The following is a 22,135-nucleotide window of genomic DNA, read 5'->3' as shown; positions in this document are numbered from 1 at the left end:
TCCTATTTATTAAAATTGAGCTTTTAAAATTTCTTCTGCTTGTTCTAAAGCAAAATCAACTTTACTTAAGTCTTTACCCCCAGCTGATGCAATGTCAGGTCTTCCACCACCATTACCACCAACAAGTTTAGCAACTTCTTTAACAATATTTCCTGCATTTATTTTTCTTGCATTCAAATCTTTACTTACTCCAACTGTAAAAGTTAATTTTTCTTGATATACATTAGCAAATACTATTACACTTGTACCCAATTTGTCTCTTAATTTATCAATTAAATCTCTTAAATCATTTTGATTTTCAAATTCTACCTTTTTAGCAATAAAAGAAATTCCTTCAATATCTTTTTTATCAGCTATAAATGAATCTAAACTACTCAAAGTCATTTGAGATTTCATTTCTTTTAATTCTTTTTCTAAAGTTTTTATTTCTTCTGTTAAAGATGAAACTTTATTAACAAGTTCTGATTTTTTACATTTCAATAAGTTTGAAACTTCTTCAACTTGGTTTTCAGTTTTCTTTAAATATTCATAAACATTTCTTCCTGTTGTAGCCTCTATTCTTCTAACTCCGGCAGCAACACTTGATTCTGAAATTATTTTAAACATTTGAATTTCACTAACATTTTTAACATGAGTTCCACCACAAAGTTCTATTGACCAACCACCAAAAGAAACTACTCTTACAACATCTTTATATTTGTCTTCAAAAAGTCCTATTGCTCCCATTTTTGAAGATTCTTCCAAAGACATTTCTTTTATAACTGTTTCAAGATTTAATGCAATTTTATCATTTACAATTTGTTCAACCTTTTTCAAATCTTCTTGACTTATAGCCTCAAAATGTGTAATATCAAATCTTAATTTAGTCGCATCTACCAAAGACCCTGCTTGATTAATATGATTTCCTAAAACTTCAATCAAAGCTTGGTGTAAAAGATGAGTTGCAGAGTGATTTTTCATAATATCACGTCTGTTGTTTATATCTATTTTAAAAGTCAATTCATCATTTAAATTAACTTTTCCTGAAATAACTTCAACACTATGGAAAATACCGTTGTTTTTATTTTTCTTAGTATCTAAAACTTTAATTTTACAATTTTCATTTTCTATGATACCAATATCTCCAACTTGTCCTCCACCTTCACCATAGAAAACAGTTCTATCAGATACTAAAAGTGCTTTATCTCCTTCATTTAAAGCTGAAACTTCTACTTCGTCTTTAAATAATTTTATAACTTTTCCATTACATACATTTTCAGTATATCCTAAAAATTCAGTTGTTTCTAAAGCTTTTAAGTAATCAGTATTTTTTTCACTCCAACCGGCTGAGACATTATTTCTACCTTCTCTTGCTCTAACTTTTTGTTCTTGCATATTTTGATTAAAGGAATCTTCATCAACAGTCATTTTTTGTTCTTCTAAGATTTCCTTTGTTAAATCTAATGGGAATCCATAAGTATCATATAATTTGAATGCTTTATCTCCTGCTAAAACTTTAGAATTATTTGCTTTTTCTTCTTCAATATATGAATTTAAAATTCCGAGTCCTTGTTCTATTGTTTCTTGGAATTTTGATTCTTCTGCATTTAATATCTTAAAAATTCTTTCACTATCTTCTAATAACTCAGGATATTCTGACTTGTATGCCTCCATAACAACTTTTGAAACATCGATTAAGAAATTATCTTTAATTCCTAATAATTTTCCGTGTCTTGCAGCACGTCTTATAAGTCTTCTTAACACATATCCTCTTTGTTCATTGCTTGGAATTACTCCGTCATAAATCAAGAAAGTCATAGCTCTTGCATGGTCAGCAATTACTCTTATTGAAATATCTGAAATTTCATTTGATTTATATTTAACACCTGAAATCTCTTCAATTTTTTTAATTATTGTATCAACTAAACCAATTTCAAAAATATTATCTTTTTCTTCTAAAACTAAAGTAAGTCTTTCAAGACCCATACCTGTATCAATATTTGGGTGAGCTAATCTTTCATAATTTCCTTCTTTATCTTTATTAAATTGAGTGAAAACTAAATTCCAAATTTCCATAAATCTGTCGTCCGGATTAGTATATTTTTCCCCTCTATCATACATAATTTCAGAACAAGGACCACAAGGACCAACTTCTAATTCCCAAAAATTATCTTCTTTACCAAGTTTTTGAATTTTTTCAGCTGGAAGACCAACTTCATTTCTCCAAATATCATAAGCCTCATCATCTTCTTCATAAACTGTTACAGATAATAAATTTTTATCCATTTCAAGCTTTTCTGTTAAAAATTCCCAAGCCCAAGTTATTGCCTCTCTTTTAAAATAATCTCCAAAAGAGAAATTTCCTAACATTTCAAAAAAAGTTCCATGTCTTTGAGTTTTTCCAACATTGTCAATATCTGCAGTTCTAATACATTTTTGACTTGAAGTAGCTCTGCTTTTGCTCATCTTCTTAACTCCGGTAAAATAATCTTTTAATGGAGCCATTCCTGCATTTATAAGTAATAAACTCTTATCATTATTTGGAATCAAAGGATAGCTCTTTAAACGCAAATGTCCTTTTTCTTCAAAAAAATCTAAATATTCTTTTCTAATTTCATTTAATCCTAATTTTTTCATATATACCTCTTAATTTTCAAATTTATCTTTATACAAATATTTTTTAATGTATGGTTTTGTATGTTTGTAAATTATCTTTACAACGGCAGCTATTGGAACAGAGAAAATCATACCTAAAACTCCAAACATTCCACCACCTAAAATTAATAATATCAAAACTATCAACGGGTGCATACCTGTACTATCTCCAAGTATCTTAGGTCCCAAAATATTATTTTCAACCCATTGAACCAAGCAGAACAAAATAGCAACCCAAAGAGCTGTAAAAGGCCCTTTAAACAAAGCAAGTAATACTGCCGGAACGAAACCTAAAAACGGTCCGATATATGGAATAATATCAGCTATACAAGTTATAATTCCAATTACAAACGAAAACTCTATTCCGAAAAGCATTAAGTAAATCATAGTAACAACGCCAACAAATATTGCCATTATAATTCTACCTCTAACGAACATAGATAAAGATTCATCTATTTCTTTCCAAAGTTTAACTAAAAAATGCTCATATTTATCCGGAACTCTTTTTCCTATCGCATCTAAAATTTTATCTTTTTCTAATAATAAATAGAATGTTATTACCGGAATCAAAATAAGTTGAATTACAATAGCTATTAAGCTTGAAATTCCTGCAACAAATCCTGTAATCCAATTAATTGAATTGGAAACCAACACATTTACAACTTTTAAAAGTTGTCCATTTAATCCACTTATCCAGTTATTTATAACAGAATTATCTGTAAACAAACTATTTTTAATACTATCACTATATTCAACAAAATTCTTTACCAAAGCCGGTAAGGACGTAAACAAGTTTTTAAATTGTTTAAATGTACTTGGAAAAATTCCAATTGCCAACACAAAAATGCATGTAGCAATTATTATATAAACAATTACTATTGAATAAACTTTTTTTATATTTTTTCTTTCAAAAAATTTTACAAAAGGATTCAAAATATAAGCAATAACAACAGATGCTAAAAAAGTAATAGAAGTTATCCTTAAAATTGAATATCTTTTAAACAAAAATATCATACCAAGCAAAGCCAATATGTATAATATTATTCTTAACATTTTTAATTTATTAAAACTTATTTTACTATCTTCATCTAATTTTTTATTAGAAAATTTAATGAATACATAAATGCCAAAAACTAATAAAACAGCCACTAAGAACTTTATAGTTATATTTAAAATCAAATTAAAATCTAACATATTCCCCCCTTAATTAAACAATTCCTTCAAAGATGAAATAAAAATATCTATCTCTTCGAATGTGTTACTTTCTCCAAAACTAACTCTAACTGCACTCTCCTTTAATGAATCAAGCAATTTCATAGAATCTAAAACATGTGAGTTTCCAACAGAACCACTACTACAAGCTGAACCACTGGAAATACAAATCCCATTAAAATCCATACTCATAATTAACATTTCTTTATCCATACCCACAAAAGAAATATTTACATTACCGGAATGTCTATTTTCAAGTGAACCATTTATTTTTGCAAAATCAAAATTTTCTTTAACTTTTTTCAAAAAATAGTCTCTTAGCTCCAATCTCTTAGAAACATTAACTCCCCTATTTTTTCTTAAAATATCTATCGCTTTTGAAAATCCTACAATACCAGCAACATTTTCCGTTCCTGCACGTCTTGAGCGTTCTTGAGAACCTCCAAAAATAAAATTCTCTATATCTATTCCCGACTTTATATACAAAGCTCCAATTCCTTTTGGTGCATGAATCTTATGGCCTGAAATAGAAAGCAAATCTACATTCAAATCCTTTACATCAATTTCAATTTCAGATAAAGCCTGAACTGCATCAGTATGAAATAAAATACTAGGATTTTTTTCTTTAACCATTCTACAAATTTCTTTTATATCTTGAATAGTTCCAACTTCATTATTTATATACATTACAGAAACTAAAATCGTATCATCTCTTATAGCATCAACAACATCATTTACATATATAAAACCCAATTCATTAGGACTAATATAAGTAACTTCAAAGCCCATTTTTTCTAAAAATTTTGCACTTTCCAAGACAGCTGAATGTTCAAAAGCTGTCGTAACTATATGTCCACTCTTTTTACCTTTAAATAAAGTTGCACCGACAAGAGCCCAATTATCAGATTCAGTACCCCCTGATGTAAAAAATAATTCATTTTTATTAGCATTTATGTAACTGGCAATATTTTCTCTTGACTTTTCAATCATAACCCTAGACTTTTGTGAAAATTCATAAACAGAAGAAGGATTAGAATAATTTAAAAGCAAAAATTCTTTCATAGAATTAAAAACTTCTTCGTTTAAACTTGTAGTCGCAGAATTATCAAAATAAATAATATTATTCATATACACAAATCTCCATCTTTAAAATAAAATATACTACTATAATTATACTCTAATATCCCACAAAATACAAGAAAATAAAACAAAAAATAAAGTTAGAACAAACTAACTTTATTTTAAATTTCACTTTTTAAAAACTCTAAAACTTCTCCTAAATTATCAAAAACATAATCTGCTTTGGTTTGATTTTGTCCAAAGCGTTTATCTTTTATCGCAATGACTTTTATATTTGCATTTTTTCCTGATTGTATTCCCATTGTTGAATCTTCAATAACAAAACAATCACTTTGAGAAACTTCTAAAACTTCACAAGCCTTTAGGTAAATGTCAGGGTTTGGTTTACTTTCTTTTACTTCATCGCCACTTATGATGAAATCAAAGTAATCAAAGATTTCACATTCTTTTAATGCTTTTTCTATCGTTCTTTTAGGACTTGATGAGCAAAGTGCAGTTTTGATTTTATTTTCTTTTAAAAAACTTAAAATTTCTTTTACAAAAGGATTTAAAATTTTTTTATAATTAATCGGATTTTCTGAAAAATATTTTTTATTTTCTTCATCAATTTCTTCAATAGTCAATCTTCCCTCAAGCATTTCATAAAGCAAACTGTAAGTGCCTTTCATATCTGTCCCAATTAATCTGTAAGTATCTTCAAGCTTTCCTTTAAAGCCTCTTTTAGTAATCCAGTCAAATGTTCCTTCCATATAAAACATTTCCGAATCAATTATAACCCCATCCATATCAAAAAGTACAGCTTTCATAATTCCTCCTAACAAATATCAACAAAAAAACTATCCATTATATCAAAGCCTTTTTTTGTAAAGTAAATTCTATCTTCTTTTATTTCTACAACATCGTTTTTTATTGCATTTTCAACAACTTTTTTATTATCTTCTAAAAAACTTACATTAAAAAGTTTATTATAATCAGAAATCAAAAAACCCTCTTTCAAACGCATATTCATTATAATATATTCAAATTTCTTTGTAGCCATATCCAAATTTTCCAAAAAATCTATTGGAATATTTCCATTTTCCAATTCTTTTATATATTTCGAAAGATTTACAGTATTTGAAAATCGCACATCTTCAAAGTATGAATGTGAAGATACTCCCATTCCCAAATATTCTTTACAATTCCAATATTTTTTATTGTGAACAGACTCTTTTTGCTCTTTAGAAAAATTTGAAACTTCATATTGTTTAAGCCCAATTTTTTCTAAATTTTCAACTATTAAATGATACATTTTTCTTTCAATATCTTCATCTAAAAAGTTTAATTTCCCTGCATTTTGCAATGCTTTAAATTTAGTTTTTTCTTCGATTATCAAAGAATAGTAAGAAATATGCTCAGGATTAATCTTTTTTACCATTTCCAAATCATATAAAATATCTTCTACACTTTGCTTTTGATAACCGAAAATTAAGTCTAAATTTATATCAAAATCAAATTTTCTAACCAATTCAATACTTTCAAAAACTTCTTTTGAATTGTGATTTCTTCCAAGCTCTTTTAAAATTTTATCGTTAAAGCTCTGTACTCCTATGGATAATCTATTTATCCCGGCTTTTTTATAAAATTCCAATTTTTTTTCATCAAAGGTCTTTGGATTTGTTTCAATCGAAATTTCAATATTTTCTAAAACTGTAAAATTCTCTCTAACTTCTTCTAAAATTTCAAAAATATATTTTCCATCAATAAAACTTGGAGTTCCTCCTCCGATAAAAATTGAATCAATAAAAAAATTTTTATTTCCTTTTAACTGAATTTCTTTTTTTAAAGCATTCACATATTCTAAAATTTTAGAATTTGCTCCTTGAAATGCAGTAAAATCACAATAATTGCAAATTTTATCACAAAAAGGAATGTGAATGTATAGTCCTAATCTTTTCATTTTTCTCCCATTAAACAAAAAGCCTATTTAATAATAGGCTTGTAATTTAAAATAATATATTATTTTTCGTCATATTTTAATACCGCTAAAAATGCTTGTTGTGGTACTTCTACGCTACCGATTTGTTGCATTTTCTTTTTACCTTCTTTTTGTTTTTCAAGCAATTTTCTCTTTCTTGAAATATCTCCACCATAACATTTTGCAAGAACGTCCTTTCTCAATGCTCTTACAGTTTCTCTTGCGATTACCTTTGAACCTATTGACGCTTGGATAGGTACTGCAAATTGGTGTCTTGGAATTTCATCTTTTAATCTTTCAACGATATTTCTTGCCCTATCATAAGATTTTTCACGATGAACAATTATTGAAAAGGCATCTACCAAATCTCCATTGATTAAGATATCCAACTTCGCAAGGTCTGAACGTTGATAACCTTTCAATTCATAGTCAAGTGATGCATATCCTTTTGTCTTTGATTTTAAAGCATCAAAAAAGTCATAAATAACTTCATTCAATGGCAAAATATATCTAAGACTAACTCTATGTTGGTCAAGATATTCCATATTTTCAAAAATTCCTCTCTTATTTTGACACAAGTCCATAATAGTTCCAACATAATCTTTTGGAGTCATAATATTTGCCTCAACTATTGGCTCTTCCATATATTCTATTTCTGTTTCTTTTGGTAAATTACTTGGATTTTGAATTTCTAAAATCTCTCCAGTTTTTTTAGCAACTTTATAAATTACAGACGGAGCAGTAGTGATGATATTCAAATCAAATTCTCTATCAAGTCTTTCTTGAATAATCTCCATGTGTAAAAGTCCTAAGAAACCACATCTAAAACCAAAACCTAAAGCAACTGAACTTTCAGGTTCAAAAGATAATGACGCATCATTTACTTGTAATTTCTCTAATGCCTCTCTTACACTGTTAAAATCTTCTCCCTCTGCTGGATAAATTCCACAGTAAACCATAGGAACAACTTTTTTATATCCGGGTAATGCACTTTCAGTCATATTTTCAAAGTCAGTGATTGTATCTCCAACCCTTGCATCTTTTACATTTTTTATACTCGCAACTACATAACCAACATCTCCGGCTTTAAGCTCTCCCGTTTGAACATTTCCAGACGCAGTATAACCAACTTCAGTAACTTCAAATTTACCTTTTGTTGCCATCATATAAATTGTCATTCCCTCTTTTAAAGTTCCCTCAACTACACGAACATACGAAACAACGCCCTTATATGAATCATAATATGAGTCAAAAATAAGTGCTTTGAGAGGCGCATTTTCATCTCCGGTTGGTGCAGGAACATTATTTACAATATCTTCTAAAACGTCCTCTATATTAAGACCCTCTTTTGCTGAAACTAGAGGAATTCCGTCAGTATCAAAGCCTGTAATTTCTTCGATTTCTTCCTTTACTTCGTCAATTCTAGCTGACGGTAAATCTATTTTATTTATAACAGGTAAAATCTCTAAGTCTTGTTCCAAAGCTAAATAAACATTCCCTAAAGTTTGTGCCTCAACACCTTGTGTAGCATCGACAACCAAAATCGCTCCTTCACAAGCGGCAAGACTTCTTGAAACTTCATAGGTAAAGTCAACATGTCCTGGAGTATCTATAAGATTTAACATATATGTTTCACCGTCTTTAGCCTTGTAGAAAAGTTTTACAGCTTTTAGCTTTATGGTAATTCCTCTTTCTCTTTCAAGGTCCATACTATCTAAAACCTGTTCTTCCATTTCTCTTTTAGTCATCATTCCGGTTTTTTCTATCAATCTATCTGCAAGTGTAGATTTCCCATGATCTATATGTGCAATTATCGAAAAATTTCTAATATTACTCTGCTCTATTTTCATAAATTATTTTAGCCCCCCAAAATTATTAAACGGATAATATCTAAGTACAATTTTACCTACAATATCACTTCTCGGTATAGTTCCCAAATCTCTACCGTCTCTACTATTTGACCTGTTATCTCCCAAAACAAAAACATGCCCTTTAGGAACAACCCATTTTGTATTTTCATTATGTGGAGTCGTAACATTCGTGCTTACATAATTTTCTTCCAACATTTCTCCGTTCAAATAAACTCTATCTTTAATTATCTCAACAGTATCTCCTTCAACTCCTATAACCCTCTTTAGATAATATTTTTTTGCACTTGGAACATAAAAATCAATAATATCCCCACGAGTTATATTTTTTTTCATAAAAAATAGCTTATTAACCATAAGTCTATCTCCATGATTTACGGTTGGATTCATACTTCTACCATCTACAATTGTACTTGTAACAACAAAGGTTTTAATTCCAAAACTTATTAAAAGTGCTAAAATTATAACTTTCGCATAATCTAAAAAAATCTTAAAATAATTTTTTTCGTCTTTTTTCTTTATATTAATTTCTTGTTCTTCTTCATATCTATCATCAATCATAATTTTCCCTCCAAATACAATATTATTTTACCATATTTTTTAATGTCTATCCACTAAAAACTTACAATAAAATACATAACCGAATCCACCTAAAAATATAATGATAAATGGACTCACTTTAAAATAACTAACCAAAAGCACAACTATTGCACTAATTATATAATGACTTCCTTTTAACTTTGTTTTTCTTCCAAGTATAAAAACTGCCGATGCCAAAACTCCAACTAAAGCCGGTTTTACCGCAACAAAAAATTTGCTAACATAGTAATTCGCACTCATGCTTTTAAAAAAAACTGAAATTATAATAATAGACAAAAACGCTGGCAATATTGAACAGAATAGACAAAGCAACGCTCCTGCAAAGCCTCTAATCTTATATCCGACTATAACACTTATATTACAGCCCAAAACCCCGGGAACACTTTGTGCTATACCTAATGCGTCTAAAAACTCTTCCTCTGTTAAAAATTTATGTTTTTCAACAACTTCTTTATTTATAACCGGAATCATAGCAGCTCCACCACCAACTGTGAGGGTGCTTAAATATAAAAATATTTTAAATAATTTAAACAACATAATAAACTCCTAAACTAACCACATTCCAATAAATCCGGTCAAAAATATCGCTATTATTGGGTGCAATTTTTTAAAAGTAGATAAATAAAAAATAATTCCAAAAGTTATAATTGAATATACAGTATAAAAATCTGCATCTATAACTGAAATACAACTTGATGCTATAAGACCGATTACAATAGGTCTTATGCCTATAAAAAAGTTTTTTATATGTATATTATCTTTAAACTTTTTCATAAAAAATACAATTAAAGTTATCAAAATAAAACTTGGAAGAACAACTGCAAAAGTTGTAATCAATGAACCTAAAACACCATTACCAACATTATAACCAACAAAAGTTGCAAGGTTTATCGCTATGGGTCCGGGAGTTATTTGTGAAATTGTAACAAAATTTATAAAATCAGGCATTTCAATCCAAGCATATTTATCTACAACAAGAGATATAATTAGTGGAATCATAGCATATCCACCACCAAAGTTATATGCTCCTATAAAAAAGAAAACCAAAAATAAACTAATTAAAACCATTTTATCCTCTCTTAGCTATCAAAATTCTATCGAAACCTGCAAAATCTTTTTTAGCAACTAAAATCTTAAATCCTTTTTCAATCAACATTTCAGAAATAACTTCCATTTGATTATATCCGATTTCAAAAGCCAAAACACCCATTTCAGATAAATATTCTAAAGAATTTTCAATTATTTCTCTGTAAAAAAATAATCCGTCTTTACCACCATATAAAGCATTTTGAGGCTCAAAAGACAATTCTCTTTCTAAAGTTTTCATCTCAGCCTCATCAATGTATGGAGGATTTGAAACTATAATGTCAAAATCTTTTTCTTTAACATTTGAAAAAATATCACTTTCAAAAAAATTCACATTTTTCAAATGAAATTTCTCTTTATTTTTATTTGATAGATTTACAGCTTTTTCACTTATATCTATTCCGTAAATAGTGGAATTTTCTAAATTACTCGCCAAAGAAAGACTTATAGCACCAGTTCCACAGCCAATATCCAAAATTTTATCCTTTTTACAGTCCAAATTCAAAATTTCATCAACTAAAATTTCTGTTTCAAATCTTGGAATTAAAGCTGATTCATCAACAAATAACTCCAAACCATAAAATTCCCATTTCCCAAAAATGTATTGCAATGGATAATGCACTTTTCTTTTTTCAATTATATCTAAAAAACTATCATATATATCATCAATACAAAATTGTAAATCAAGTTTTAATTCTATCAAACTTTTTTTAAGCAAAAATTCTAAAATCAACCAATTTTCATTTGTATCTCCATATTTTTCAATTAATTCTTTTATATTCATAACTATCTCCAAACCTAACTAATCTTTGAAAATAAATCATATATAAAATTATAAAAATCTTCGGTAACAGTAACTAAAAATGCAGATTCATTATATTTCAAAATCGCAGTTCTATCCTCAGCAGACAGCGAAATACTAACATTATTGTTATTGCTCTCAAAAGCAATATTCAAATCCTCCGTACCCATATTAAGACTTGGATTAGAAACAAATTTACCAAACTCAACTTTTGAAATAATATCGTCCATTAACTTTTTATCTTCAATTATGTATTTCTTTTCATTTCCAGCTTTAATAATTTTTATTTTATTTAATTCTTGAGAAGATAAATATTTTTTTTCAATTTTTAATACATCTTTTTTATTAACATCAACAACAATATAATATTTATCTCTTTCTTTTTGTATTCTTCCAGCCTCAACACTTGACTGATAAAAAATTATTCCCAAACCAAAAATTTCTATAATTGACGTTAGAATAATCGCAAACTTAATATTTTTTTTCATAAAACACTCCCAATGAATTTATAAGACAACATCTTAAAATCACAATAATCATTCATTATTATTTGAACATATTTCCATTTTGATAAATTTAAAGAGGTAAATATGATGAAATAAATATTCTTTTACACAAGAATCGTAAACTCATATTTATTTTAACATATTTTACAATAAAAATAAATTAAAAACCATATAAAAAGGAGTGAATAAATCACTCCTTAAAACTCTTCTTGTAAATATTCCAAAAATGCTTTAACATCTTTGAACTTTTTATAAACAGCCGCAAAACGAACATAAGAAACTTCATCAAGATTTTTTAAATTTTTCAAAACCAATTCTCCTATTTGAGTCGATTCAATTTCATTTTTATAATTCTTTCTAATATCCATTTCAATATTATCTATAACAGCTTCTATCTGTTCATCATCAATATTTCTCTTTTCACAGCATTTTTTTATCCCAGCAAAAACTTTGTTACGAGAAAAAATTTGTCTTGAGCCATCTTTTTTTAGTACAAAAATTACAAATTCAGGCATTCTTTCATAAGTTGTAAATTTATAATTACAAATCTCACAAAGACGTCTTCTCTTAACATAGGTTTTATCTTGCGAATTTCTAGAATCTAAAACTCTAGTAGTTTCTGCTCCACAGTTAGGACATTTCATTATCTTAAGAAACTCGGAATATCTAAATCTAATCCATCATCTTTTTTAGCAGAAGATGATTTGCTTTCAATTGAAGTTGGTTTTCTTAGTCCACCTGATACAAGTGGGTCAAAGCCAGTTGCAATAACAGTAATCTTAATATCATCTCCTAATGATTCATCAATTCCTGAACCGAAGATAACATTAGCATCTCCATCAATAGCCTCTCTAATCAATTCAGCAGCCTCATGAGCCTCGAATATACCAACACTAGCAGCAGTAACATTAAGAAGAACAGCCTTAGCACCATCAATAGAAGTTTCAAGTAATGGACTGTTAATAGCCATCTTTGCTGCCTCAATAGCTCTATTATCTCCACTTGCTCTACCAATTCCCATATGAGCAATTCCTTGGTCTAACATAACTGACTTAACATCAGCAAAGTCTAAGTTAATGATATTTGGAATGGCAATTAAATCTGAAATACCTTGAATACCATTCATTAAAACTTCATCAGCCATAGCAAATGCCTCTAACATAGTTGTTCTTTTTTCGGAAATTTGTAATAATCTATCATTTGGAATAGTAATTAAAGTATCAACTTTTTCTTTTAAAGCCTCAATTCCTTGTTCAGCTTGAATAGCTCTTTTTCTTCCTTCAAAAGTAAATGGTTTAGTAACAACACCAACAGTTAAAATTCCCATTTCTTTTGCAATACCCGCAACAACAGGAGCAGCACCAGTTCCAGTTCCACCACCCATACCGGCAGTTATAAATACCATATCAGTACCTTGAAGTGCTTGTATAATTTCTTCTTTAGTTTCTTCAGCAGCTTTTTCTCCAACTGCAGGATTAGCCCCAGCTCCAAGTCCTCTTGTTAATTTTTCTCCAATTTGTATTTTTGTTTCTATATCAATAGAATTTAAAATTTGTCTATCAGTATTAATAGCAACAAAATCAACACCTTTTAAACCTGATTGTTTCATTCTTGATATAGCGTTATTTCCACCACCACCAATACCAAAAACTTTAATTTTGGCTAAATCATTTCCATATACTTCCATTTCAAATGCCATTTCAATTTCCTCCTGTATTTTTATATTAATTTCTGTTTAATTTTAATTTTCAGTTATTTAATATTATACTAAATTTTTCAATAAAATTCTACTATTTTTTTACTATTATTGGGTTATCTCCAACATTTAATATAATTTCTTTTGCATTTATTCCTTCAAGTTGAATTTTTTTGATTAAAATTCCAATAACTTGAGTTTTTTTAGCATAATCTTTCAAATCTCCAAATGTAACTTTTAAAGAATTTTTAAATTCTAAAACTATTTCTTTATCATTAGTGAAGTCTATACTAACAATTTCAGAATAATATTCTTTAGTTAAAATATCTAATAAAAATTTAACTTTTGTAATATCTTTAGAAAAATCATCTCCAACTTTTAATCCTGTTTCAGAAATTCCTTTTATCTGAACTCCTGATGCCTTAGAATTATCAGTAACAACCTCTTTAACTTTTCCATAATTATCGATAGTAGTTAATCCACTTGGTGAATTTATATAAGCACTAACATAATTTTCTTTTATTTCTATTTCAATTATATTTGGATAATTTTTCCTTACCTTAACACTTTCAATATTTGAAATTTCTTTTAAGTTTTTTTCAATTTTACTTGAAGATGCTAAAAATATATTATCTCCAATACTAACGCCACTTTTTGAAATTAAAATTTCTTTTTCATTAGCAACATTACCGGTAATATTTATATAATCTATTTTAAACAAATCATGAGTTAATCCAAAATAAACAGCTATCGCTGAACAAGCAACTAAAAAAGCTAAAAGGAATTTAAAGAAGATTCTAAATCCTCCTCTTTTTTTCTTTTTCTTACCTTTTTTATTTACATAATATTCATCTTCATCTTCTTCGTATTCATCTTCAAACTCATCATCTGTTTCTTTAAGTTCATTATAGTAATTAGATTTTTGACTTACATTTACAAAAGATTTTTCATCTGAGTCAACATTGTATTCCGGCTCATCATCTAAACTACCAAAATCATCATCGTCATCTTCTTCATAACTTTTATTTTCAAAACTAACATATCCTGAATTGTCAAATAAAGAATCGTAATTTCCCTCTTCAGATGAATCTTCATCATTTGCTATACTATATTGATTAAATATTGAATTTTCATCTTCTTTTTTATCATCAAAAACAGTATCTTCAGTTGTTTCAAATAAAGAATCATATTTTTTTTCATCTGAGTCATTATTGGAATTTTCATCTTCAGCTTCTAAACTGCCAAAATCATCATCATCGTCATCTTCTTCAGTTTTATCATATAGTTTTATATCTTCTTCAAAATCATCTACTATATCGTAAATTACATCTTCCTCAAGAATTTCTTCTTTTTTATCCAATTTGGCTGTTTCATTTAAGATTTCTTTTTCTTTTGGAATCTCAATTTCTTTTGGAATCTCAATTTCTTTTAAAATTTCTTTTTCTTCTGAAACATCTTGAATCACCTCATCTTCAATCATATCAGAAGATGAAAAAAACTCCTTTTTAGTTTCTTCAAAAGAATTTTTTTCTTTTTCATGCTTAACTTGCTCAAAATCTACACTTCTAAAATCTTCAAAAAAAGATTCATCAATAGTTTTTTCTTTAGACTTTAATTTATCATATTCATAGAATTCATCTTTTACAGAAATGTCTTCATCTCTATTTTTCTTTATAAAAATTCTAGGCTTTTTTTCTCTCTTATCAGCAGACATAACTACCTCCCTTTAAATTCATCATAAAATATTGAAACAAAGTCTTTAACTGCATTAGGTGTAGCAAGTTTTTTCGCATTTTCTTTCATTTGCTCCAATCTACTATTATCAAAAATTATCTTTTCTATATTTTCCCATAATAAATCTGAATTTAATTCTTTTTCTAAAATAAGTTCAGAGGCACCAATATCTTTATATGCTCTCGCATTAAATTCTTGATGATTTTCTGTAGTATATGCTTTTGGAATCAAAATACTTGCTAATCCAATTTTAGAAATCTCAGCAAGTGTTATCGCTCCGGAACTTGTTATAACAAGGTCTGAAACTCCATAAGCCTTATCCATTTCAGTCATATATGGTAAAATTTTTACATTATTTTCAATTTTTATACCTTTGTTTTTTACTTCTTCTAAAAACTTATCGTAATTAAGTTTTCCGGTTACATGAATTAAAGAAATTTTTTCATTTTTATAAAATTTTTCTAAAATTCCAAGAACAGCTTTATTAAGCTCCTCACTACCATTACTTCCCCCAAAAGAAAATATATTTTTTGAATTTTCATCTATTTCAAAAAATTTAAGAGATTCCTCTCTATTCAAAAACTCAAATCTATTTCTTATTGGATTTCCTGTAACAACACATTTATCATTGTTTTTAAAGAACTTAATAGATTCTTTAAAAGTAACTGCCATAGCATTAACATATCTTGATAATATTCTATTTGTAATACCCGGATAACTATTTTGTTCATGAAATATTGTATAAACACCCATTTTATGAGCCTTATACAATACAGGACCTGTTACAAAACCACCCGTACCTATAACCACATCAGGTTTAAAATCTTTTAATATTTTTTTTGCTTGTCTTAATCCTTTAAGTAAAACAAAAATAGATTTAAAGAATTTTTTATTAATTTTTCTAGGAAGTCCCATAACTTCTATTGATTTATAATTAATTCCTAAACTTGGAATCAATTCACTCTCCATACTATTTTTAGATCCTATGTATAAAATATCTATATTACTATCTCTTTTTTTCAACTCTTCAATTATTGCAACAGCAGGATATATATGTCCTCCTGTTCCACCCCCAGATATTACAACTTTCATATTATCTCCCTTTAACATCATATCTAACAATTCCTAAAATAATTCCAATCATTACAGAAGTCATAACTAAAGATGAACCTCCATAGCTTACAAATGGTAAAGTTACTCCGGTAGGAGGAATAACTCCTGTTGCCGTACCTATGTTTACCAATGCTTGCAATCCTATTGAAAATATTATTCCCAATATTATCATTTTTCCATATAAACTCTTAATATTTCTAGAAATCATTATTCCTAAATAAGCTAAATAAATATAAACTCCAATTAAAAACATAGAGCCTACAAAACCAAATTCTTCAGCAATAGTTGCAAAAATAAAATCATTATGTGCCTCAGATAAAGTATATTTTTGTCTTCCATTTCCAAGACCAACACCTAAAAGAGAACCATTAGTTATTGCAAAAAGTGATTTTATTAATTGCCAAGACTTAGAATCTCTATATTTTAATGGGTCAATAAAGGCTTGAATTCTACTAGTTCTACTATATCCTGACTTTAAAAAAAATACAGCTCCAAAACTTGCTAAACTAAGTCCGAAAACGGAAAACATTACTGCTTTTTTATCCATACCTGCAACCAGATACATAGATGTTATAGTCCCGGCTATTACTAAGGTAGTTGAAAGGTCAGGCTGAATCATTACAGAAAAAGCTGATATTCCAACTATTGCCAAATATTTAAAAAATACATTTTTAAAAGTAAATGCTTTTTTGTACCTATCAATCACATAAGCCATCATCATTATGGATCCAATTTTCATAAAGTCGGAAGGCATAAAAGTAAAAAATCCTACTCCAACCCATCTTCTTGCATTATAAATATTTACTCCAAGTGGAGAATATACTAAAAAACCCATCAAAAATACAAATATAAAAATATTCTTACTATACTTTCTTAATTTTAAAATATTTATATATGATATGAAGAAAATAGCCATAATAGATAAAACAACAAAAATTATATGTTTTCTTATTATCTCTATTTCATTCCCCTTTAATCTGTAACTATATGGCCAGCTTGTACTAAATACCATTATGCTTCCAAAAAGTAGCAAAAAGATAACTACCATAACTAACTTCTTGGCATATTTATCAAATTTCATCATTATAATTCATTTACCAACTTCTTAAATAAATTTCCTCTTTCTTCAAAACTTTTGAACATATCCCAACTTGCAGATGCCGGAGAAAGTAATACATTATCTCCACTGCTTGCTAATTCAAAACATTTTTCTACAACTTCTTTATAACTATCGACTATTACATTATTTTCAAATCCGTATTTTTTTGAACAAGAATCAAATTTATATTTTGTATCTCCAACTAAAATTAATTTTTTTACTTTTCCATTAAATGACTCAAACAAAGGATTAAAATCAACACCTTTATCATATCCACCTAAAATCAAAATAATAGGTTTTTCTAAAGCGTCAACAGCTTTTATAGTTGAATCTACATTTGTTCCTTTAGAATCATTGTAAAACTTTATTCCATTTAATTCTCTAACAAATTCAATTCTATGTTCAACTCCACCAAAATTTTTGCACGCAAAAATTATAGTATCCATATCTATACCATAATTATAACAAATTGCAACAGAAATTAAAACATTTTGAGCATTATGTTTGCCTAAAATTTTCAAATCTTTCATAGAAAATAACTTTTCACCTTTATGATAAAAATTATTTTCGTTAAAATAAAAATCTGTATCTTTTCTTTCTAATGAAATCTTTGTAATATTTGTATTTTCTACATCAACTTTACTTAAAATTTCATCATCTATGTTTAAAACTAAATTTCCATTTTTATCCATATTTTTAAAGACTTTAAATTTGTCTTGTATATAATTTTCAAAACTTCCATGCCAATCAATATGGTCAGGAGTTATATTTCCAATTGATGCTATAAAAGGTTTAAAAAGTTTAGTGTTATGTAGTTGGAAACTACTAACTTCTATGATATTTACAGTTTCTTCATCAGAATTAAATATTTCCCAAAGCATACCTACACCAATGTTACCAACCACTTTTGATTTTATATTTGCAGTTTTAAAAATTTCTCCAACTAAACTTGTAGTTGTAGTCTTTCCATTAGTTCCGGTTATTGCAATAATTTTTCTTTTTGAAAATAGAGTATATGCCAATTCCAAATCCGTATAAACAGGAACATTATTTTCACAAAAATATTCAATTATTTCATTAAACGGTTTTATCCCGGGACTTTTAACAACAAAATCAAAATCATAATCTTTATAATTTTTTATAAATTTAAAATTAAATCCATTAAGACTTTCAAAAACATTTTTTAATTCTATTTCTTCTTTATCGTCATAACAATAAACTTCGGCTCTTAACGAACTCAAAGTTTTTATAGTTGAAATTCCAGATAAACCCAAACCTACAACTAAAACTTTTTTATTTAAAACTTCCATAAATATCCCCTAACTAAGCATTAAAAAATAAACATACAGCTATAATTGATAGAATTCCACTAATCACTGCAAAAGACGTAACTATTTGAGGTTCTTTATAACCTTTTAATTCATAATGATGATGAATAGGACTCATCAAAAATACTCTCTTTTTATTTCTAGTTTTGTAACTAACAACTTGAATAATTACAGATAATGCCTCCATTACATAAATTCCACCGATGATTGGTAGGTAGAAAATCATTCCATTAAGTATGCATATACTTGCGATAGCACCACCTAATGCCATTGAACCGGTATCTCCCATAAATACTCTGGCAGGATATGAATTAAACATAACAAATCCCATTAAACTTGCCATAAATACTAAAGAAAATACTGAAACACTTGGATATTTAAAAGAACTTATTACTGCAAGACCTAAAAATACAGGAATTGACACTGAAGATGAAAGTCCGTCTAAACCATCTGTTAAATTAGTAGCATTTGCAGTTCCAACCATTACAAAAATTAGTATAGGATATATAAACCAACCAAAATTAACAGCTCCTTTTACAAAAGGAATTAATTGGTATCTCAAGTCAACTCCTACAACTTTTTCTATAAAAACAATTACAACTATACTAATTATAAATTGAATAATCAGCTTTTGAATTTCAGTAAGACCCAATGACCTTTTCATAATAAGTTTGAAAAAGTCATCTAAAAATCCTATGAATGTAAAGCCTAACATACCGATTAAAACAGCAAATACTTCTTTAGAAAAATTACCTAAACAAATTGTTGTAATAATTATAGCAACCACAAAAAATATTCCACCCATAGTTGGCGTTCCGGCTTTAGATAAATGACTTTGTGGTCCGTCATCTCTAATATTTTGTCCAAGTTTAAATTTTCTTAAATATGGAATAGACATTTTTGCTATAAACACAGTTAGAAAAAAACTGAACAAAATACTCCATATTACAAAATTTGATATATTCATTATTTTCATCTCCTAAATTAATCTTCAAAAGTTAATACTATTTCTTCGTCCTTTGAAATATAACTTCCAATTTCCTTATTTGAAGATACAAATTTACCCTTACCACCTGAAGTTTTATATTTGTATCCCATTTTATTTACAACTTCAATAGCTTGTTGATAATTCATTTTTGAAAAATCAACTACTAATAATTTTGCATCTTCCGATAAAGTAAGTTCAACATTACTTCCTTCATCTAAAGTCTTTCCAGCATACTCACTTTGCTCTGTAACAATAGCTTTTGGAGAACTTTCTCCCTTAACAGTATAATTTAACGCTTTTCCTTTTAAAACTTCTACTGCGTATTCTAAAGTAAGTCCTCTAACGTCCGGAACATTCGTCTTTCTAATTATATTATTGTCATCTTTTGTCTTAACTAATTGTTTGTATTCAACTATTTCTTCAACCAATTTTTTAGCTAAAGGTGCACATGCTCCGGTACCACCTGTGTTCACCTTTGGCTCATCAAAAATAATCAAAATACTATATTTTGGATTTTCAATAGGAAAAGTCACATACAAAGATGCAATAGTTTTATTATCGTCATATATACCATTTACAGTTTTTAAAGTTGTACCGGATTTACCACCCATTCTAATACTATTAGAATACGCCTTCTTAACTATACCATCTGTTACACCATGTTCCATCATAACACGCATCTTATCGCTTGTTTCTTTAGATATAATTTGATTTTTAATAATCGGTTCGTTTTCTTTTATTTTGATTTCATCATCAGATTTTTTTTCAATATTTTTTACATTAATTTGTGGCTCTAATAAATATCCACCATTTACAACTGCATTTGCAGCAGTAATCATTTGAATAGGAGTTACAGAAACACCATGCCCATAACTCATTGTGGCAAGTTCTGCAGGCCCTATATCTGATAATTTTTTAGGAATCTGCCCGCTACTTTCTCCAGGTAATGATATTCCTGTTATCTTTCCAAACCCAAAACCGTTTATATATCTATAAAATCTTTCTTTCCCTAAATGTCTAGCCATTTGAACAAAAGCAGGGTTACAACTATTATCCAAAGCCTCAGTAAAAGTTTCTTTCCCATGAGGATTTTTCCAGTTAAAACATCTAAGAGTTATTCCTGGAATATCTTTTATAAAACCATTACAATAAAAAGTTGAATCTAGTGTATCACTCTTTTCTTCCAAAGATGCACTGGCAGTTATAAGTTTAAATACAGAACCCGGCTCATAACTATCACTTACAGCAGGATTTCTCCACATAGCAAATATTTTTTCAAGCCTTTCTTTTTCATTTAAGGTTTCAAATTCTTTACTTGCCTCTTCTCCGATAGGAGTTGTAGGATTATTAGTATCATATTTTGGGAAATTATCCATAGCTAATATATCCCCATTTGTTACATCAGAAACTATAACACTCAACTTAATCGGTTTTTCTTCATTAAAATATTGTTGCCCATACTTTGCAACATATTCTTGTATTGTACTGTCAATAGTTAAATACAAATCCGAACCGTCTTTAGCATCAACAATTTCTTCAATAGACTTACTCAAATTTTCTCTTATTACTCTTCTGGCACCACTTGTTCCCGCAAGATTATCGTTTAAAAAATTTTCAACTCCACTTTGTCCACCATTTTCATTAGCATGACCAACGACAAAAGGAGCCAAAGTTCCATTTATATAACTTCTATTTTGTTCTATTTCAACACTGATTATGGAAGAATTTATTTCCTTAATCTCTTTAACAATATCCGGACTAATAGTTTTCTTTATTTTGAAATTAGTCCCTCTATTTGCCCTATCAAAAACTTTCTTCTTATCCAACTCAAGCACAGAAAAAATCTTATCGATTTTTTTCTCTTCCACCTCTTTAGCTTTTTCAGAATAAAGTTTAAATTTATCATATTCTAAAACCGAAAAATAAACTTCCTTATTGCTATTAGCACTTACTAAAAGTGAATTTTCAGATTTAACAACAGAATTTTGTTCTTCTGTAATATCTTTTTTTATCAATAAGTTATTATATTCATCAGCCTTAGCAAAGATTTCTTCTTTATTTAATTGCAAAATATCAAAAATCTTATCTAATTTTTTAGTTTCTTCATCTTTAATTTTCCCACTAGATTTTTTATAACGATTATAATCAAAAGTGGAAAAATATCCATTATATACACTTATACTTTTAGCTAAAGTATTTCCATTTCTATCAAAAATACTACCTCTCTTAGCCTCAAGTGTTGTATAACTAACAGAATCTTTAAATTCTTCAACGCTGTATTTATTTTTGGAATACAGTTGCAAATAGGCTAATTTAAAACCTATACTCGCAAAAAGTATTATAAATACAAAAAATAAAACAGCCGAACGAGAAGAGACTGTTTTATTTCTAATAATATATTGCTTGTTTTTCATTTAAACTCCTCTTGTTTA

The 22,135-nt window shown here is 28.0% G+C and carries 19 protein-coding genes; all 19 read right to left on the bottom strand.

The features are described 5' to 3' along the window. Positions 1-9 precede the first annotated feature (9 nt). On the bottom strand, positions 10-2,616 hold the full coding sequence (alaS, locus tag IBJ83_RS04095; RefSeq protein ID WP_201275429.1) for an alanine--tRNA ligase: 2,607 nt from the start codon (positions 2,614-2,616) through the stop codon (positions 10-12). A gap of 9 nt (positions 2,617-2,625) precedes the next feature. Beyond that, the gene (locus IBJ83_RS04090) at positions 2,626-3,828 is read right to left on the bottom strand and encodes an AI-2E family transporter (RefSeq protein WP_201275427.1); all 1,203 of its coding nucleotides are present in this window, start codon (positions 3,826-3,828) and stop codon (positions 2,626-2,628) included. 9 nt (positions 3,829-3,837) lie between these two features. Then, positions 3,838-4,974, bottom strand: coding sequence for a cysteine desulfurase family protein (locus tag IBJ83_RS04085; protein ID WP_201275424.1), 1,137 nt, complete (start codon positions 4,972-4,974; stop codon positions 3,838-3,840). Positions 4,975-5,087: 113 nt separating this feature from the next. After that, on the bottom strand, positions 5,088-5,732 hold the full coding sequence (locus IBJ83_RS04080) for an HAD family hydrolase (protein ID WP_201275422.1): 645 nt from the start codon (positions 5,730-5,732) through the stop codon (positions 5,088-5,090). Between the two features lie 8 nt (positions 5,733-5,740). Beyond that, a complete protein-coding gene (hemW, locus tag IBJ83_RS04075; protein ID WP_201275421.1) occupies positions 5,741-6,865 on the bottom strand; it encodes a radical SAM family heme chaperone HemW in 1,125 nt (374 codons plus the stop codon). A gap of 59 nt (positions 6,866-6,924) precedes the next feature. Continuing rightward, the gene (gene lepA, locus IBJ83_RS04070; protein ID WP_068475195.1) at positions 6,925-8,733 is read right to left on the bottom strand and encodes a translation elongation factor 4; all 1,809 of its coding nucleotides are present in this window, start codon (positions 8,731-8,733) and stop codon (positions 6,925-6,927) included. Between the two features lie 3 nt (positions 8,734-8,736). Continuing rightward, positions 8,737-9,312: a signal peptidase I gene (gene lepB, locus IBJ83_RS04065; protein ID WP_068475191.1), complete on the bottom strand. Its 576-nt coding sequence runs from the start codon at positions 9,310-9,312 to the stop codon at positions 8,737-8,739. A 39-nt stretch (positions 9,313-9,351) separates the two neighbouring features. Then, the gene (locus IBJ83_RS04060; protein ID WP_068475189.1) at positions 9,352-9,888 is read right to left on the bottom strand and encodes a chromate transporter; all 537 of its coding nucleotides are present in this window, start codon (positions 9,886-9,888) and stop codon (positions 9,352-9,354) included. A 9-nt stretch (positions 9,889-9,897) separates the two neighbouring features. Then, the gene (locus IBJ83_RS04055) at positions 9,898-10,419 is read right to left on the bottom strand and encodes a chromate transporter (RefSeq protein WP_201275420.1); all 522 of its coding nucleotides are present in this window, start codon (positions 10,417-10,419) and stop codon (positions 9,898-9,900) included. Between the two features lies 1 nt (position 10,420). Further along, a complete protein-coding gene (gene prmC, locus IBJ83_RS04050; RefSeq protein WP_201275418.1) occupies positions 10,421-11,221 on the bottom strand; it encodes a peptide chain release factor N(5)-glutamine methyltransferase in 801 nt (266 codons plus the stop codon). A gap of 14 nt (positions 11,222-11,235) precedes the next feature. After that, positions 11,236-11,727 (bottom strand): hypothetical protein, encoded by a 492-nt coding sequence (locus tag IBJ83_RS04045; protein WP_201275411.1) that lies wholly within the window; start codon positions 11,725-11,727, stop codon positions 11,236-11,238. 215 nt (positions 11,728-11,942) lie between these two features. Beyond that, positions 11,943-12,389 (bottom strand): transcriptional regulator NrdR, encoded by a 447-nt coding sequence (gene nrdR, locus IBJ83_RS04040; RefSeq protein ID WP_201275409.1) that lies wholly within the window; start codon positions 12,387-12,389, stop codon positions 11,943-11,945. Then, on the bottom strand, positions 12,389-13,444 hold the full coding sequence (gene ftsZ, locus IBJ83_RS04035) for a cell division protein FtsZ (RefSeq protein WP_201275407.1): 1,056 nt from the start codon (positions 13,442-13,444) through the stop codon (positions 12,389-12,391). Before ftsZ ends, nrdR begins: the two co-directional genes overlap by 1 nt. Before the next feature lie 91 nt (positions 13,445-13,535). Continuing rightward, positions 13,536-15,155: a cell division protein FtsQ/DivIB gene (locus tag IBJ83_RS04030; RefSeq protein WP_201275405.1), complete on the bottom strand. Its 1,620-nt coding sequence runs from the start codon at positions 15,153-15,155 to the stop codon at positions 13,536-13,538. Positions 15,156-15,157: 2 nt separating this feature from the next. Next, positions 15,158-16,267: an undecaprenyldiphospho-muramoylpentapeptide beta-N-acetylglucosaminyltransferase gene (gene murG / locus IBJ83_RS04025; protein WP_201275403.1), complete on the bottom strand. Its 1,110-nt coding sequence runs from the start codon at positions 16,265-16,267 to the stop codon at positions 15,158-15,160. Position 16,268: 1 nt separating this feature from the next. Beyond that, on the bottom strand, positions 16,269-17,300 hold the full coding sequence (locus IBJ83_RS04020; protein WP_231698859.1) for an FtsW/RodA/SpoVE family cell cycle protein: 1,032 nt from the start codon (positions 17,298-17,300) through the stop codon (positions 16,269-16,271). Between the two features lie 71 nt (positions 17,301-17,371). After that, the gene (murD, locus tag IBJ83_RS04015) at positions 17,372-18,697 is read right to left on the bottom strand and encodes a UDP-N-acetylmuramoyl-L-alanine--D-glutamate ligase (RefSeq protein ID WP_201275401.1); all 1,326 of its coding nucleotides are present in this window, start codon (positions 18,695-18,697) and stop codon (positions 17,372-17,374) included. Between the two features lie 13 nt (positions 18,698-18,710). Then, positions 18,711-19,682: a phospho-N-acetylmuramoyl-pentapeptide-transferase gene (gene mraY, locus IBJ83_RS04010; protein WP_201275399.1), complete on the bottom strand. Its 972-nt coding sequence runs from the start codon at positions 19,680-19,682 to the stop codon at positions 18,711-18,713. A gap of 17 nt (positions 19,683-19,699) precedes the next feature. Beyond that, entirely contained in the window at positions 19,700-22,117 is a 2,418-nt protein-coding gene (locus IBJ83_RS04005; protein ID WP_201275398.1) for a penicillin-binding transpeptidase domain-containing protein, read from the bottom strand. Positions 22,118-22,135: the final 18 nt, after the last annotated feature.

Source organism: Parvimonas parva (assembly GCF_016552165.1).
Lineage (GTDB): Bacteria > Bacillota > Clostridia > Tissierellales > Peptoniphilaceae > Parvimonas > Parvimonas parva.
This window is presented reverse-complemented; position numbering and strand designations above follow the sequence as displayed.

Excerpts from the sequence above, each read along its gene's own strand:
- alaS (WP_201275429.1), bottom strand. The coding sequence starts at position 2,616 with ATGAAAAAATTAGGATTAAATGAAATTAGAAAAGAATATTTAGATTTT.
- IBJ83_RS04090 (WP_201275427.1), bottom strand. The coding sequence starts at position 3,828 with ATGTTAGATTTTAATTTGATTTTAAATATAACTATAAAGTTCTTAGTG.
- IBJ83_RS04085 (WP_201275424.1), bottom strand. The coding sequence starts at position 4,974 with ATGAATAATATTATTTATTTTGATAATTCTGCGACTACAAGTTTAAAC.
- IBJ83_RS04080 (WP_201275422.1), bottom strand. The coding sequence starts at position 5,732 with ATGAAAGCTGTACTTTTTGATATGGATGGGGTTATAATTGATTCGGAA.
- hemW (WP_201275421.1), bottom strand. The coding sequence starts at position 6,865 with ATGAAAAGATTAGGACTATACATTCACATTCCTTTTTGTGATAAAATT.
- lepA (WP_068475195.1), bottom strand. The coding sequence starts at position 8,733 with ATGAAAATAGAGCAGAGTAATATTAGAAATTTTTCGATAATTGCACAT.
- lepB (WP_068475191.1), bottom strand. The coding sequence starts at position 9,312 with ATGATTGATGATAGATATGAAGAAGAACAAGAAATTAATATAAAGAAA.
- IBJ83_RS04060 (WP_068475189.1), bottom strand. The coding sequence starts at position 9,888 with ATGTTGTTTAAATTATTTAAAATATTTTTATATTTAAGCACCCTCACA.
- IBJ83_RS04055 (WP_201275420.1), bottom strand. The coding sequence starts at position 10,419 with ATGGTTTTAATTAGTTTATTTTTGGTTTTCTTTTTTATAGGAGCATAT.
- prmC (WP_201275418.1), bottom strand. The coding sequence starts at position 11,221 with ATGAATATAAAAGAATTAATTGAAAAATATGGAGATACAAATGAAAAT.
- IBJ83_RS04045 (WP_201275411.1), bottom strand. The coding sequence starts at position 11,727 with ATGAAAAAAAATATTAAGTTTGCGATTATTCTAACGTCAATTATAGAA.
- nrdR (WP_201275409.1), bottom strand. The coding sequence starts at position 12,389 with ATGAAATGTCCTAACTGTGGAGCAGAAACTACTAGAGTTTTAGATTCT.
- ftsZ (WP_201275407.1), bottom strand. The coding sequence starts at position 13,444 with ATGGCATTTGAAATGGAAGTATATGGAAATGATTTAGCCAAAATTAAA.
- IBJ83_RS04030 (WP_201275405.1), bottom strand. The coding sequence starts at position 15,155 with ATGTCTGCTGATAAGAGAGAAAAAAAGCCTAGAATTTTTATAAAGAAA.
- murG (WP_201275403.1), bottom strand. The coding sequence starts at position 16,267 with ATGAAAGTTGTAATATCTGGGGGTGGAACAGGAGGACATATATATCCT.
- IBJ83_RS04020 (WP_231698859.1), bottom strand. The coding sequence starts at position 17,300 with ATGGTATTTAGTACAAGCTGGCCATATAGTTACAGATTAAAGGGGAAT.
- murD (WP_201275401.1), bottom strand. The coding sequence starts at position 18,697 with ATGGAAGTTTTAAATAAAAAAGTTTTAGTTGTAGGTTTGGGTTTATCT.
- mraY (WP_201275399.1), bottom strand. The coding sequence starts at position 19,682 with ATGAATATATCAAATTTTGTAATATGGAGTATTTTGTTCAGTTTTTTT.
- IBJ83_RS04005 (WP_201275398.1), bottom strand. The coding sequence starts at position 22,117 with ATGAAAAACAAGCAATATATTATTAGAAATAAAACAGTCTCTTCTCGT.